Source organism: Avibacterium sp. 20-132, from assembly GCF_023611925.1.
Taxonomy (GTDB): Bacteria; Pseudomonadota; Gammaproteobacteria; order Enterobacterales; family Pasteurellaceae; genus Avibacterium.
Genome location: NZ_CP091456.1, coordinates 1,440,794 through 1,454,424, shown reverse-complemented (window position 1 = coordinate 1,454,424; position 13,631 = coordinate 1,440,794). Strand labels below are relative to the sequence as shown.

The 13,631-nt window shown below is 39.3% G+C and carries 12 protein-coding genes and 1 pseudogene; 9 read left to right on the top strand and 4 right to left on the bottom strand.

The genetic code is table 11. The features are described from left to right. Positions 1 to 12 precede the first annotated feature (12 nt). Positions 13 to 447, bottom strand: a complete 435-nt coding sequence (ppdD, locus tag L4F93_RS06950) for a prepilin peptidase-dependent pilin (protein ID WP_250349622.1) — start codon at positions 445 to 447, stop codon at positions 13 to 15. Between the two features lie 150 nt (positions 448 to 597). On the opposite strand from ppdD, the gene ampD reads away from it, so the two are divergent. Continuing rightward, complete coding sequence (ampD, locus tag L4F93_RS06945) at positions 598 to 1,152, top strand: 1,6-anhydro-N-acetylmuramyl-L-alanine amidase AmpD (RefSeq protein WP_250349621.1); 555 nt, start codon at positions 598 to 600, stop codon at positions 1,150 to 1,152. A 65-nt stretch (positions 1,153 to 1,217) separates the two neighbouring features. On the opposite strand, the gene L4F93_RS06940 is transcribed toward ampD, so the two are convergent. Next, a complete protein-coding gene (locus L4F93_RS06940; RefSeq protein ID WP_250349620.1) occupies positions 1,218 to 1,817 on the bottom strand; it encodes a cation diffusion facilitator family transporter in 600 nt (199 codons plus the stop codon). 674 nt (positions 1,818 to 2,491) lie between these two features. Here L4F93_RS06940 and rppH point away from each other — a divergent pair. The 5 genes and pseudogenes from rppH to tadA all read left to right on the top strand — a co-directional run. Beyond that, positions 2,492 to 2,963 (top strand): annotated as a pseudogene (gene rppH, locus L4F93_RS06935) (RNA pyrophosphohydrolase); the annotation flags it as partial. A 145-nt stretch (positions 2,964 to 3,108) separates the two neighbouring features. Continuing rightward, a complete protein-coding gene (locus L4F93_RS06930) occupies positions 3,109 to 3,900 on the top strand; it encodes a sulfite exporter TauE/SafE family protein (RefSeq protein WP_250349618.1) in 792 nt (263 codons plus the stop codon). 10 nt (positions 3,901 to 3,910) lie between these two features. Next, positions 3,911 to 4,711: a prolipoprotein diacylglyceryl transferase gene (gene lgt, locus L4F93_RS06925; protein ID WP_250349617.1), complete on the top strand. Its 801-nt coding sequence runs from the start codon at positions 3,911 to 3,913 to the stop codon at positions 4,709 to 4,711. Between the two features lie 12 nt (positions 4,712 to 4,723). Beyond that, the gene (locus L4F93_RS06920) at positions 4,724 to 5,575 is read left to right on the top strand and encodes a thymidylate synthase (RefSeq protein ID WP_250349616.1); all 852 of its coding nucleotides are present in this window, start codon (positions 4,724 to 4,726) and stop codon (positions 5,573 to 5,575) included. 97 nt (positions 5,576 to 5,672) lie between these two features. Then, positions 5,673 to 6,194 (top strand): tRNA adenosine(34) deaminase TadA, encoded by a 522-nt coding sequence (gene tadA / locus L4F93_RS06915; RefSeq protein WP_250351652.1) that lies wholly within the window; start codon positions 5,673 to 5,675, stop codon positions 6,192 to 6,194. A 58-nt stretch (positions 6,195 to 6,252) separates the two neighbouring features. On the opposite strand, the gene grpE is transcribed toward tadA, so the two are convergent. Continuing rightward, positions 6,253 to 6,855 carry a nucleotide exchange factor GrpE gene (gene grpE, locus L4F93_RS06910; RefSeq protein ID WP_250349615.1) on the bottom strand — a complete coding sequence of 201 codons (603 nt, stop codon included), beginning with the start codon at positions 6,853 to 6,855 and terminating at the stop codon, positions 6,253 to 6,255. 159 nt (positions 6,856 to 7,014) lie between these two features. Here grpE and L4F93_RS06905 point away from each other — a divergent pair, with 159 nt between their 5' ends. Continuing rightward, positions 7,015 to 7,932 (top strand): NAD(+) kinase, encoded by a 918-nt coding sequence (locus L4F93_RS06905; protein ID WP_250351651.1) that lies wholly within the window; start codon positions 7,015 to 7,017, stop codon positions 7,930 to 7,932. Between the two features lie 77 nt (positions 7,933 to 8,009). Next, positions 8,010 to 9,686, top strand: a complete 1,677-nt coding sequence (recN, locus tag L4F93_RS06900) for a DNA repair protein RecN (RefSeq protein ID WP_250349614.1) — start codon at positions 8,010 to 8,012, stop codon at positions 9,684 to 9,686. Between the two features lie 282 nt (positions 9,687 to 9,968). On the opposite strand, the gene plsB is transcribed toward recN, so the two are convergent. After that, the gene (gene plsB / locus L4F93_RS06895) at positions 9,969 to 12,401 is read right to left on the bottom strand and encodes a glycerol-3-phosphate 1-O-acyltransferase PlsB (protein WP_250349613.1); all 2,433 of its coding nucleotides are present in this window, start codon (positions 12,399 to 12,401) and stop codon (positions 9,969 to 9,971) included. A 225-nt stretch (positions 12,402 to 12,626) separates the two neighbouring features. Between plsB and lexA the strand changes: the two genes are divergently transcribed. Then, complete coding sequence (lexA, locus tag L4F93_RS06890) at positions 12,627 to 13,262, top strand: transcriptional repressor LexA (RefSeq protein ID WP_250349612.1); 636 nt, start codon at positions 12,627 to 12,629, stop codon at positions 13,260 to 13,262. The last annotated feature ends 369 nt before the right edge of the window (positions 13,263 to 13,631 follow it).

The following is a 13,631-nucleotide window of genomic DNA, read 5'->3' as shown; positions in this document are numbered from 1 at the left end:
TAGCCTTAAATATTATTGACAGAAACCTGCTGGAAATAAGTCTGCTGATGAACCACAGTCAACAGTCCAAGAAATTCCCGAACTTACATCACCATCAACAGTAAGTGTATAACTGATTTCTTCTAAAGCTCCTTGCCCCGTTACTGTTATAACGCCACTCTTCACATCAATTGATTTAACCTTTCCTTTATTTTCTAATTTATTCTGAATACCATTTGTACCAGCATTACAATGTTGTTTTTCACCTGTATTATAAATACATAGTTCCACATCTGCTCTGTAGGGGGCGGCAGCTTGTAGTAATTCGGAAATTGCCGCTTTTTTGGTATAATTTTGATACGATGGAATTGCAATAGTTGCCAAAATTGCAATAATAGCAATAACAATCATTAGCTCAATAAGGGTGAATCCTTTCTTATTAATACGTATTACGCTGGATCTTTGCATAACATCTCTCCTATATAAGTTTTATTAAAGTTAACGTAAAATTAAGATAAAATATGGATAATCAATAACCTCTGTGAATAAGTGTGGCTCAAATTAAAAATAAAGCCAAAAAGCACCGCACTTTTTCTCGATCACGATCGCAAAAAATATATGAAATCAACATATTCCATTAATCAATCAGGCTGGTTGGCCAACCAAAAACATTGTCCTTCTCCCCATTGTGATTTACGTCCCGATCCACAAGATATTTCCTTGCTCGTCATTCATTACATCAGCTTGCCCCCCGAGCAATTTGGTGGAAATTACATTGATGCGTTTTTCCAAGGGCGTTTAGATCCTGCTATTCACCCCTATTTTGACGAAATTAAAGATCTTCGCGTTTCAGCACATTGCTTAATTAATCGTGAGGGGAAAATAACGCAATATGTCAGTTTCAATGATCGCGCTTGGCACGCAGGTGTCTCTTGCTTTCAAGGACGTGAAAAATGTAACGATTTCGCCATTGGCATTGAATTAGAAGGGAGTAACAATCAGCCATTCACCGAACAGCAATATGCCACGCTGACAAAACTCACACAAAGCATAATGCAACACTATCCCAAAATAGGAAAAGATCGCATTGTGGGGCATAGCGATATTTCCCCCGGAAGAAAAATCGATCCGGGTCAATATTTTGATTGGGAAAAATATTTAACTTGCCTATAACATAAGTGCGGTGGAAATTTTTCGATTTTTCCACCGCACTGTATTCCACTTTAACAATATATTGCCTAATGAGAATGCCCTAAATACCGTCCGACCATTACCGCTTTTATTATCCCCCCACCACTGCGTAAAATGAACACACTTAAAATGGCACTGGCAACAATATCTAACCACTGAATTTGCCATAACCACGCGCTCACCCCTGTAATAATAGCGATGACAGAGCCAAATAAATCTGCCAAGACGTGTAAATAAGCCGCACGAATATTTAAGTTTTCTTGATCGCTTTTCAGCATTAACCACGCCACAATGATATTCACCAACAATCCCATAACTGCCACACCTAGCATTGGTAACGCATTTATAAATAAGGGATTTTTCCAGCGTTCAATAGCTTCAAGTAAAATCCAAATCGCCACCACCATTAAAGAAATTCCATTAAATAGGGCGAAATATTTTTGTGTTTTATGGGGGAAAAATAATGCGATAAAAGCCAGTAATAAGGAAAGGCTATCATTTGCCATATGGCCTGCATCCGCCATTAACGTTAGGCTATTAAAATAATAGCCGCCCAAAAATTCAATCACCATATAAGCGGTGATAATAACAAAGCTAAAGGCTAAAATGCGCTGGTTTTGCCAGCCCTGCTCGTGATTGTGGTGCATAAATGTTCCTAGAGAAAATTTGCCATAGTATAAAGTTTAACGGGTGGTTAAGGTCAAGTCTTATGAAAAAAACGAGAGAAAAGCACCTCACTTTTGTCTTTGATTAATTAATAACCACTCTTTTTATCCGCTGTAATTCACAATATAACAACGCTTCTTTTTTATCTATCTTTTTGATTTTAAATAATTTTATTATTCTAAACCAATACAGACACACCAAGTTTACTATTTAATTCCCACCTATTCTGCATAAAACCACAATTTTATCCACAAAAATACTGAATAACTCACAGCTTGAGAGAAGAAATGGGGTTAAAATCCTGATAAAAATACAGTGTGATTTTTTTCTAGGCGAGAATTGTAATAAAATAATGCGATCTCGGATCTCAACTTTAGATCTTAATAAGATGCAATGATCTTCTTTAATTTACTTTGAAATAAGGATTTTGTTATCTTTATACACAAATAATTTAATATTACTCCCTCACTTTTCACAAGGTTATACACAGCCTTGTGGTTTTTATTCAATTTATTAACAGATGATAACGATTTCATATTTGTAAAATTCTCATAGAAAAGCGGCTTAATGCTTGTTTTCGGTTGTTAAAACCTTAAGTTTGTGAAACAATTCACCAATTCAGAATTTAAAATAGTTAAAATGAAGGTAAACGATAGTGATCGATTTCGATGGCTACCGTCCGAATGTAGGAATTGTCATTTGCAATCGTAAAGGTCAGGTTTTGTGGGCGAAACGCTATGGGCAAAACTCGTGGCAGTTTCCACAAGGCGGTATAAATGATAATGAAACGCCTGAACAAGCAATGTATCGTGAGCTTTTTGAAGAAGTGGGTTTAACTCGTAAAGATGTTAAATTACTTTATGTATCAAAACAATGGCTTCGCTATAAACTTCCTAAACGCTTATTACGCTACGACAGCAAGCCAATGTGCATTGGACAAAAACAGCGTTGGTTCTTATTACAATTAGTCTCGGACGAAAAAGATATTAATATGCAAACCACCAAATCGCCAGAATTTGATGGTTGGCGTTGGGTGAATTTTTGGTATCCTGTGCGTCAGGTTGTTCCTTTTAAAAAAGAAGTGTACCGCAAAGCGATGAAAGAATTTGCGGGGGTATTGTTTAATCCGAAAAATCAGCCAAATGCGGCGCCTCAAGAGCAGAAAACTTCACTCACACATTCTGCAACTAATACACCGAACAAACATTCTGGCAAAAAATATTCATCAGGCAAATATTATAAGCGTTCATTTCATCGAACAAGGGGAGCATAATGCTGAGTTTTTTTCTTATTTGTTTAATTGTCGGCTGTGTGGTCGGCTTTTTAGCAGGCTTATTTGGCATTGGAGGCGGACTGATTATTGTCCCGGTATTGGTTTATTTATTGCCAATGGTTGATGTGCCTAGTGAGCTTTTGATGTCCACAGCATTAGGTACTTCTTTTGCCACGATTGTGGTAACTGGATTTTCTTCCGCACAACGCCATCAAAAACTCGGCAATATTGTATGGAATGCGGTAAAAGTGCTAGCGCCTGTGATTATGGTAACCACGTTTATTTCAGGGCTTTTTGTAGGTCATTTAGATAAAAGCATTTCGAGCAAATTATTCGCCTGTTTGGTGGTGTATCTTGCATTGAAAATGTTGCTTTCCATTAAACCAAAAGAAGCGAAAAAAACATTAACCACGACTTCTTCTGTCATTGGCGGTATCTTGATTGGCATTGCCTCTAGCATTGCTGGCATTGGCGGTGGTGGCTTTATTGTGCCATTCCTTAATGCGCGTGGGATCGAGATGAAAAAAGCCATTGGTTCATCTGCATTCTGTGGAATGTTACTGGGTCTCTCTGGAATGCTAAGTTTTATCGTGGGTGGCTGGGGACAACCGAATATCCCAAGCTATTCATTAGGTTATGTGTATTTACCCGCTGTCGTGGCAATTACTGCAACGTCATTTTTTACCTCTAAATTAGGGGCAAGCACCACGGATAAATTGCCTGTAAAAACCCTAAAACGTTATTTTGCTGTATTATTGATTGTGATTGCTATCAATATGATTATGAAATAAAAGGAAATATATGAATTCTAGTTTTATCCCTTTTCCTCACTTTGATCCTGTGATTTTTCAGTTAGGTCCTGTTGCCTTGCGTTGGTACGGATTAATGTATTTAATCGGTTTTGTCTTCGCACGTTGGCTTGCAGTTCGCCGAGCCAATCGCCCAAATAGTGGCTGGACAACAGAACAAGTGGACAACCTCTTATTTAACGGCTTTCTTGGTGTATTCCTAGGTGGGCGTATCGGTTATGTGCTGTTCTATCAATTTGATTATTTCTTACAAGATCCGATGTATTTAATTCGTGTCTGGGAAGGGGGAATGTCTTTCCACGGCGGATTAATTGGTGTGATTTTAGCTATGTTTATCACCGCCAAATTACAACACCGTGGCTTTTGGGCAACGGCAGATTTTGTTGCACCGCTTATTCCTTTTGGTTTAGGAATGGGGCGAATTGGTAACTTTATCAATGATGAACTTTGGGGACGTGTAACAGACGTACCTTGGGCAGTGTTATTCCCCTCTGGCGGTTATTTACCTCGCCACCCTTCACAACTTTATGAAGCCGTGTTAGAGGGTCTCGTGCTATTTGTCATTCTTAATCTGTTTATCAAAAAACCACGCCCTACGGGATCAGTGGCAGGATTATTTTTAGTCGGTTATGGCACATTCCGTTTCATTATTGAATATTTTCGTGAACCTGATGCACAGCTTGGCTTATTCTTCCAACAGCACATTTCAATGGGGCAAATTCTCTCATTGCCAATGATTCTGCTGGGGGCATTGATTATGCTGATCGCTTATAAAAGTGCGGTGAAAAAATAGGGGAAATTTATAATGCGTCAATATTTAGATTTATGCCAAAACATTATTGATAACGGCACTTGGGTAGAAAATGAACGGACAGGAAAACGTTGTTTAACCCTGATTAATGCAGATCTCACTTATAATGTCGCGGACAATGAATTTCCTTTAATCACTACCCGAAAAAGTTACTGGAAAGCCGCAATTGCAGAATTTTTAGGCTACATTCGTGGCTATGACAACGCCGCTGATTTCCGTAAGCTTGGCACTAAAACGTGGGATGCCAATGCAAATGAAAATCAAGCGTGGTTGAATAACCCACACCGTAAAGGCACTGATGATATGGGGCGCGTTTATGGTGTACAAGGACGTGCTTGGCGTAAACCGAATGGTGAAACCCTCGACCAATTGCGTAAAGTGGTGAATGATTTAACCAAAGGGCTAGACGATCGTGGCGAAATCATCACCTTTTACAATCCCGGAGAAATTGAGCTAGGCTGTTTGCGTCCTTGTATGCACACCCACACCTTTTCTTTACTTGGCGATACCCTTTATTTAACCAGCTATCAACGTTCTTGCGATGTGCCATTAGGGTTAAATTTCAACCAAATTCAAGTGTTTACTTTCTTGGCATTAATGGCTCAAATTACTGGGAAAAAAGCAGGAATGGCGTATCATAAAATCGTCAATGCACATATTTATGAAGATCAGCTTGAGCTAATGCAAAATGTACAACTCAAACGAGAGCCATTGCCTCTACCAAAATTAGAAATTAATCCTGACATCAAAACCCTTGAAGATCTCGAAACTTGGGTAACAATGGAGGATTTCAAGGTTATTGGCTATGAATCTCACCCTGCGATTAAATATCCTTTCTCGGTGTAAGCATAAAAAATAATAAAATGAAAAACTTCCACAAAAAGCACCGCACTTTATGTTACCAATCAGCCAATTTGTGGCTGATTTTTCACACGAATTAAATATTGAGGGAATAAAAGTGCGGTCAGATTTTGATGAAAAAATGATGCGTTACGCCCTAAGCCTTGCTGATAAAGCAGAAGCCTTAGGGGAAATTCCTGTAGGTGCGGTGTTAGTTGATGATGAAGGAAATATTGTGGCAGAAGGCTGGAATCTATCTATTCTTCAGCACGATCCCACCGCCCACGCAGAAATTGTCGCACTCCGCCAAGCAGGACAAGTGCAACAAAACTACCGCTTACTCAATACCACCCTGTACGTTACCCTGGAGCCTTGCACAATGTGTGCAGGCGCAATTTTACATAGCCGAATTAAGCGTTTAGTATTCGGCGCTTATGATCTAAAAACAGGGGCAGTAGGTTCGCGTTTTCACTTTTTTGATGATTATAAAATGAATCACAATCTTGAAATTACTGGCGGTGTACTGCAAGAAGAATGTAGCCAAAAACTTAGCGAATTTTTCCGCAAAAGGCGTGAACAGAAAAAGCAGCAAAAGCTGACGCAAAAAAATTCCCTTCAAATTTAGACCAAAAAAATAGGCGATACACTCGCCTATTTTTATGAGACTTATTGCATTTGATTGATTACGCAGCCACCATCACCATTGCAGGGCGAATCACTCTACCATTCAGCAAATAGCCTTTTTGTAGTACAGTGGTGATTTGATTGCTTTCAAAACCTTCTGCCGGCTGCATTGAAATGGCTTGGTGTAAATCGGGATTAAAGGTTTCTCCCACCGTCCCAACCGCTTCTACGCCAAAACGTGCTACTGTTGCCAACAATCCTTTTAAGGTTAATTCCACACCATCTAACACGCCTTTTAAACTCTCGTCTTCCGTGCTAACTGGGGTTGCCAAGGCTCGCTCAAGATTATCAATGGTTTCAAGCAAATCTTTGGCAAATTTTTCTAAAGCAAATTTGTGTGCTTTTTCCACATCTTGTTCGGCACGACGGCGAATATTATCAATTTCTGCACGGCTACGTAATAGAATATCTTGCTCTTTCTTCGCCGTTTCAACAAGTTGCTCTTCAAGTTCTTGAACACGGGCTATGGCTTCTTCTAACGCATCACCTTCAAGATTTTCAGCATTTTCTTGTTGTTGTGCTGTTTCTTGCACATTCTCCGCCTGTTCTACTTGTTCTTGTTTTACTTCTGTTTTTTCCACTTGTTGTTCTTGTTCTGACATCGTTTTCTCCATCTGTTCAAAAATTTGCGTTATTGTAACAAAAAACGTAAAAATTGACAGTTGCTAAACTTGGCTAGCCACTGACATAGTTTATGTGTAATATAGCCATAAATTTCTTGAATTCAAGTGCGGTCTGTTTTCCGCATAAAAATAAATATGATGTCCACAACCCATTTAATCGACAACAAAAGTTTGCATAATTCCTTCCATACCATCGGATTGGTGGGGCGTCCGCGCAATGATGTAAATTTGCAAATGCACAAAAATTTATTTCAATGGCTTTTAGAAAAAGGCTATCAAGTACTTGTGGAAAAAAGTGTGGGCGAGCGTTTAGGCTTACCTATTCAACATCTTGCAGAATTAGATGAGATTGGTACACAGGCGCAATTAGCCATTGTTATCGGTGGTGATGGCAATATGCTTGGGCGAGCAAGAATCTTAGCTAAATATGATATTGCTTTAATTGGTATTAACCGAGGTAATTTAGGCTTTCTCACGGATATTGATCCGAAAAATGCCTATGCCCAACTTGAGGCTTGCTTAGATCGTGGTGAATTTTTTGTGGAAGAACGCTTTTTATTAGAAACTGCCATTGAACGAGACGGACAAATTATTGCCACCAGCAATGCAGTAAATGAAGCGGTGATTCACCCTGCCAAAATTGCGCATATGATCGATTTCCACGTTTATATTGATGATAAATTGGCCTTTTCACAGCGTTCTGATGGCTTAATTATTTCTACACCGACAGGCTCAACGGCCTATTCGCTTTCCGCTGGTGGCCCGATTCTTACTCCACAACTTAATGCAATCGCGCTGGTACCAATGTTTCCACACACCCTTTCTTCTCGCCCTTTGGTCATTGATGGCGAAAGCAAAATCTCTATTCGTTTTGCAGACTACAACACCCCGCAATTAGAAGCGGGTTGCGATAGTCAAGTCGCGCTGCCGCTCACCCCTGATGACGTGGTACATATTTATAAAAGCAAACATAAACTGCGTTTACTTCACTTAAAAAGTTATAATTATTACAATGTGTTAAGCACAAAATTGGGCTGGTTGAGAAATTCCGCGTAAAAAATTTGCATAAACCCCTTTACTGTATATAAAATCAGTTATAAACTGATATATATACAGTTAAACAGGAGTGTATTATGCTTACTCAACTTACGATTAATAATTTTGCGATTGTTCATCACCTTGATATTGAATTTGCGCAGGGAATGTCTGTCATTACTGGTGAAACGGGGGCAGGTAAATCTATTGCCATTGATGCCCTTGGCGTATGCTTAGGACAACGTACAGAAAGCGCGATGTTACGTGAAGGGCAAAACCGTGCAGATATTTGTGCCACATTCCAGATTGAACCAAACAGCCCCGCTGATGAATGGCTTAAAATTCAAGAATTGCAAGATGAAGATAATCCAGAAAACTGTATTTTACGTCGAGTAATCAACGCTGATGGACGTTCCAAAGGCTTTATTAATAGCATTCCTGTCTCTGCTAGCCAACTCAAAGAACTAGGGCAATATTTAATTCAAGTCAATGGACAACATTCCTCACAACGTTTGCTAAAAAATGACTATCAGCTCACCTTATTAGATGACTATTGCGCGCATACTGATCTGCTTACCAAGGTACAAAAGCAATATCGTCAATGGAAAGCGTTGCAACAACAAGTCGCGAATTTCCAACAAAAATGTGCCGAAAATGAGGCGAAAAAACAACTACTACAATATCAAGTTGAAGAGCTTGATGAATTTAATTTACAAGAAAATGAATTTAGTGAGCTAGAGGAAGAATATAACCGACTTGCTAACAGCAAAGAACTCACTGCACTTTCTCAATCTGTCTTAAATTTATTAAGTGAGAATGATGAACTGAATGTGGATAGCTTGCTCTATCGTGCGGTGCAAAATTTAGAAGAACTACACAGCCTTGATCCGCACTACAATGATGCACTCACAATGTTACAAGAAGCGTTGATCCAAGTACAGGAAGCAAGCTCTGAGATCCAACATTTATCCTGCAACATTGACCCCGATCCGTATCGTTTACAGGAAGTGGAAAGCCGAATGAGCCAAGCACTACAACTTGCACGTAAACACAATGTAAAAGCGGAAGAATTGGTTGCATTGCATCAATCTTTAAGACAAGAACTCCATCAGCTTGTAGATTTTGCTGACAGCGAAGATGTACTGATTGAACAAGAAAAAGCGGCTTATGCACAGTTGTTAGCAAATGCACAGACCTTGAGTGCAAGCCGTCAAAAAGGGGCTGAAAAACTCTCAGCACAAGTGACTAAAGGCATTAAACAACTGGCAATGGAAAATGCCGAATTCTCTATTAGTGTGGTACAGGCGGAAAGTAAACTGACTGCCCAAGGTATGGATCAGGTGCAATTTATTCTACAAGCAAACCTCGGACAATCCGCTCAACCATTGGCAAAAGTGGCATCGGGTGGTGAGCTTTCACGTATCGCCTTGGTGTTACAAGTGCTGACCTCTGATAAATCCGCGATACCAACCCTCATTTTTGATGAAATTGATGTAGGAATCAGTGGTGCAACCGCAAGCGTAGTGGGAAAATTATTACGCAAATTAGGCAAAAAATGCCAAGTGATTTGCGTTACCCACTTACCACAAGTCGCCTGTTGTGGGCATCAACATTTTTCTGTCGAAAAACAAACCATTGATGGAAAAACGGAAACAAAAATGACCGCACTTTCCCAGCAACAACGTGTGAAAGCCTTAGCTAAATTGCTTGGCTCAACCAAAGTCACTGAAAGTGCCTTAGCAAACGCAGAAGAAATGCTCCGTTTAATTGCCTAAATTTCTCTAAAGCCTTTCGCGTTCCGCGAAAGGTTATTGCAAGCTATTTTTGAAATGATGACGTAAAAAATCTGTTTCTTTTACTTTTTCTAGGCACTGTTTATGACGTTTCTGGCTCTATCTAAGTAATCGGGTTACTCGAGCTAGGCAAATAGGGAAAAATTGCTGACAACGCTCACCTAGATGATTTTTAGTAGATAGGGTTATCATTTAAAAAATAAAAAGAACCTTCGCGATTTAGCTAAGGTTCTTTAGCTCATTTGAAAATACTTAATCAAACCATTAGTCAATTTCTTCGTTTTTTTCCACCGCACTTTTAATTGTAAGTCTGACTTCGGCAGAAATCATCTGCGCAAGAATTTCACTGAGTTCATCAAGCAAGGAGGCATTCACTTGATTGTTGTCATCAAAATAACCATATTGTTTTAGATTTCCAACAAACGCAGAAAACACGGCTTTATCAAAAAACTCTGGAGCATTAATACCGTGCAGCACAGATAAACGTTGTGCCACAGATTGGCTTTCTTTTTCTAATGTGGCTCGAGAAATCGTTGGATCATTTTGTAGAATGCTTACCGTAATGTAATAACGCTGCAAAATTTCTCTCACGCCCGATGACCAAAGCTGTAACATTCTGACTTGAGGTTTGTGGATCGCGAGCAAATTCTCATTGCATTGAATAATATTTTGCCGTTGCAATTCCTGAATAATATTTTCGACATAATCTTTTAATTCACCATCGCTGAAATGTAAAAATAATTCACCACGCAAGAACGGATAAATTTTTTCAACCGCCTCAAGGACGAGATCTTTTTGCATTGCACCATAGTGCAACACAATGCTCGCCACCAGAGAAGGCAAGGCGAATAAATGCTGAATATTGTTGCGATAATAAGTCATCAACACCGCTGAATTACGCTCTAAACGAATGATTTCGCCAAAATTATCTTTTTCAACCAAGACGCCCACACGATCTAAATTTAAAACGTGATCGAGCATTTCTTCTGGTGTTTCGCTTGGCACAATGACATCATCAGAATAAGGGACATTCTGTAAAAATTGTTGATAACTTGCCAACTGCTCTAATAACTGTTTCCGCGTTAATGCACGCTGGCGAGATGATAGCAATGCAGTTCCTGTTAAATTCATCGCATTGACTGCGGCGGCATTATTAATATTCACCATAACTTGGTTTGACACCGCATCAACGGCTTTATTAAACCATTGTGAACGCTCATCGTCTAAATGCAATTCTTTCCATTCTGGAAAATGTTGGTTCAAATAACTGCTTAATACGATTGGCTCACCAAAATTCACATAGCCTTTACCTAAATTACGCAATTTTTTAATGACGCGTAATACAAGCCCTGCATTTTCTTTCTCTTTTGCCGCACCACGCAATTCTTTGGCATACGTATCCACTTCCAAAACGTGTTCGTAGCCCACATAAACAGGCACGACAGAAATAGGACGTGTTTGGCGTTGTTGTAATGCTTGCAAGGTCATCGACATCATCCCCGTTTTAGGGGCAAGTAAACGTCCGGTGCGCGAACGCCCCCCTTCAATAAAATATTCAACCGAATAACCACGATGGAATAATTCTGCTAAATACTCACGGAAAATCGTTGAATAGAGGCGATTGCCTTTGAAGGTTCGGCGAATAAAAAATGCCCCTCCTCGGCGGAACATAGCCCCCACAGGCCAGAAATTAAGATTAATTCCCGCTGCAATATGTGGTGTAACCAAGCCCTGATGATATAACACATAAGAAAGTAACAAATAGTCAATATGACTACGGTGGCAAGGCACATAAACAATTTCGTGACCTTCAAGTGCCAGCTTGCGTACCCGATCCGCGTGTTGCACATCAATCCCTTGATAAAGTTTATTCCATAGCCAACGTAAGAAACGATCTGCTACACGTAACCCTTCATAGCTCACATTTGCAGCAATTTCATCTAAAATTTTATACGCCTCTTTTTGTGCTTTTTCAATGGGCATTTTCTTACTTTTTGCTTCATCTTCAATAGCTTTGAGAATCGCCGGAGATTGCAGCAATTTATTAAACATCGCTTGGCGATTTGGCAAACGTGGTCCTGTTGCAGAAATACGTTGTTTAGAAAAATGAATTTTAGCAACGCGCGCTAATTTCGCCGCAATTTTTTCATCTGAACCGTGTTCATTCACCATATAACGTAGCGAAACCGCTTGTGAAAAACGCACAAACGTATCACGCCCAAACCAAATTGCTGCTGCAAATTTTTGAAGACCATTTAATAAACGTAAATTTGGCAACCCTGATTTATTTTCGTGTCCCGGTGAACGTCCCCATAATACCGAAACAGGAATAAGCTGCACATCAAGATCCAAGAAAGTGCGGTGTAATTCTAGGTATTTATTAAAAATTGTGATGGTTTCCTTTTTTGCCCCTTTAGATTTAAAAATGCGACGCCCTTCATCTAAAAACACAAAACGAGGTAACGAAATACCGCCAATTTCATTTTTCTCGAAAGGATCAGGCAAGCCAACATTTAAGCAATTTTTGCGGAAAATCACTAAATCCGTTTGCGAGGTGTAAGGCAGCACATACACAATAGGTTGCTGCACATTTAAAGCTAATTCTTCAATAGGATGATGAGGAATCGGATTATTTTTAACTAATACAGAAAGGGGGAATTCTAATAATTTTCTATATAAATTAAGCATACTTGCCATATAAATTCCGTAATTTATTTATCCAGATAAAAAGTTACGCCATCTTACCACAAATTTTTGGCATTTTTTTTTCAATTTAGCCTGATATAAATTAATTAAAGCAAAAATTTCGTACAAATCTAACAAAAATCAAACAAATATCACAGAGAAAATAAAAGAAGATTGCAACAATTCTCTTTCTGTATATAATACCAGTAAATATGGATATAAAAACAGGGGAGATATATGACAATGATGAAAGCCCTCACAGCCCGTCAGCAAGAAGTTTATGACCTATTAAAACGGCATTTGGAAACCACCGGAATGCCGCCCACCCGTGCGGAAATTTCTCGTGAATTGGGATTTCGATCACCGAATGCGGCGGAAGAGCATCTAAAAGCCCTTGCAAGAAAAGGGGTAATTGAAATTATTCCCGGTGCATCGCGCGGTATTCGGTTACTGCTTGAAGAAAATGCAGAAGAAGAGCCTGAAGGCTTACCACTCATCGGACGCGTAGCCGCAGGCGAACCGATTTTAGCCGAACAACATATTGAAGGCACTTATAAAGTTGATGCCAATATGTTCAAACCGCAAGCGGATTTCTTACTAAAAGTGTATGGTCAATCAATGAAAGATATCGGTATTTTAGACGGTGATCTCCTCGCGGTACATAGCACCAAAGATGTGCGAAATGGGCAAGTGATCGTCGCAAGAATTGAAGATGAAGTTACTGTAAAACGCCTTGAACGCAAAGGCTCAATGGTTTATCTTCACGCCGAAAATGAAGAATTTGCCCCAATTGTCGTCGATCTCACACAAACAGAAAGTTTTGAGATTGAAGGTATTGCAGTGGGGATTATTCGTAATAATGCGTGGATGTAACTTATTTACGTTCTAGCCATTAAACATTAAAAAAATTACACCGCACTTTGATTTACCCATCTCGGTTCACGATAGCGTTCACTGTATAAGTTATCTTGAAGCTTTACGGTTAATCTCTGTTACGCTTTTAAAAAGTGCGGTTGTTTTTTTCTAAATTTGTTTGGGATAATTCACCATTTTCATCCACATTAAAAAATTTACCGTTTGCGCCTAATATTTCCTCATAAAATAACCTCATTTTCCCTTGTGCTTTTTCATTAATCCTGTATAATTGCACGCCTTACAGCTACATCATCATTTTCGTTCCTTGCTTCCGCAAGATTGGTAGCTGGTCTTACAGTCGGAGGCTGATTAACCCGTAAGGAGCAG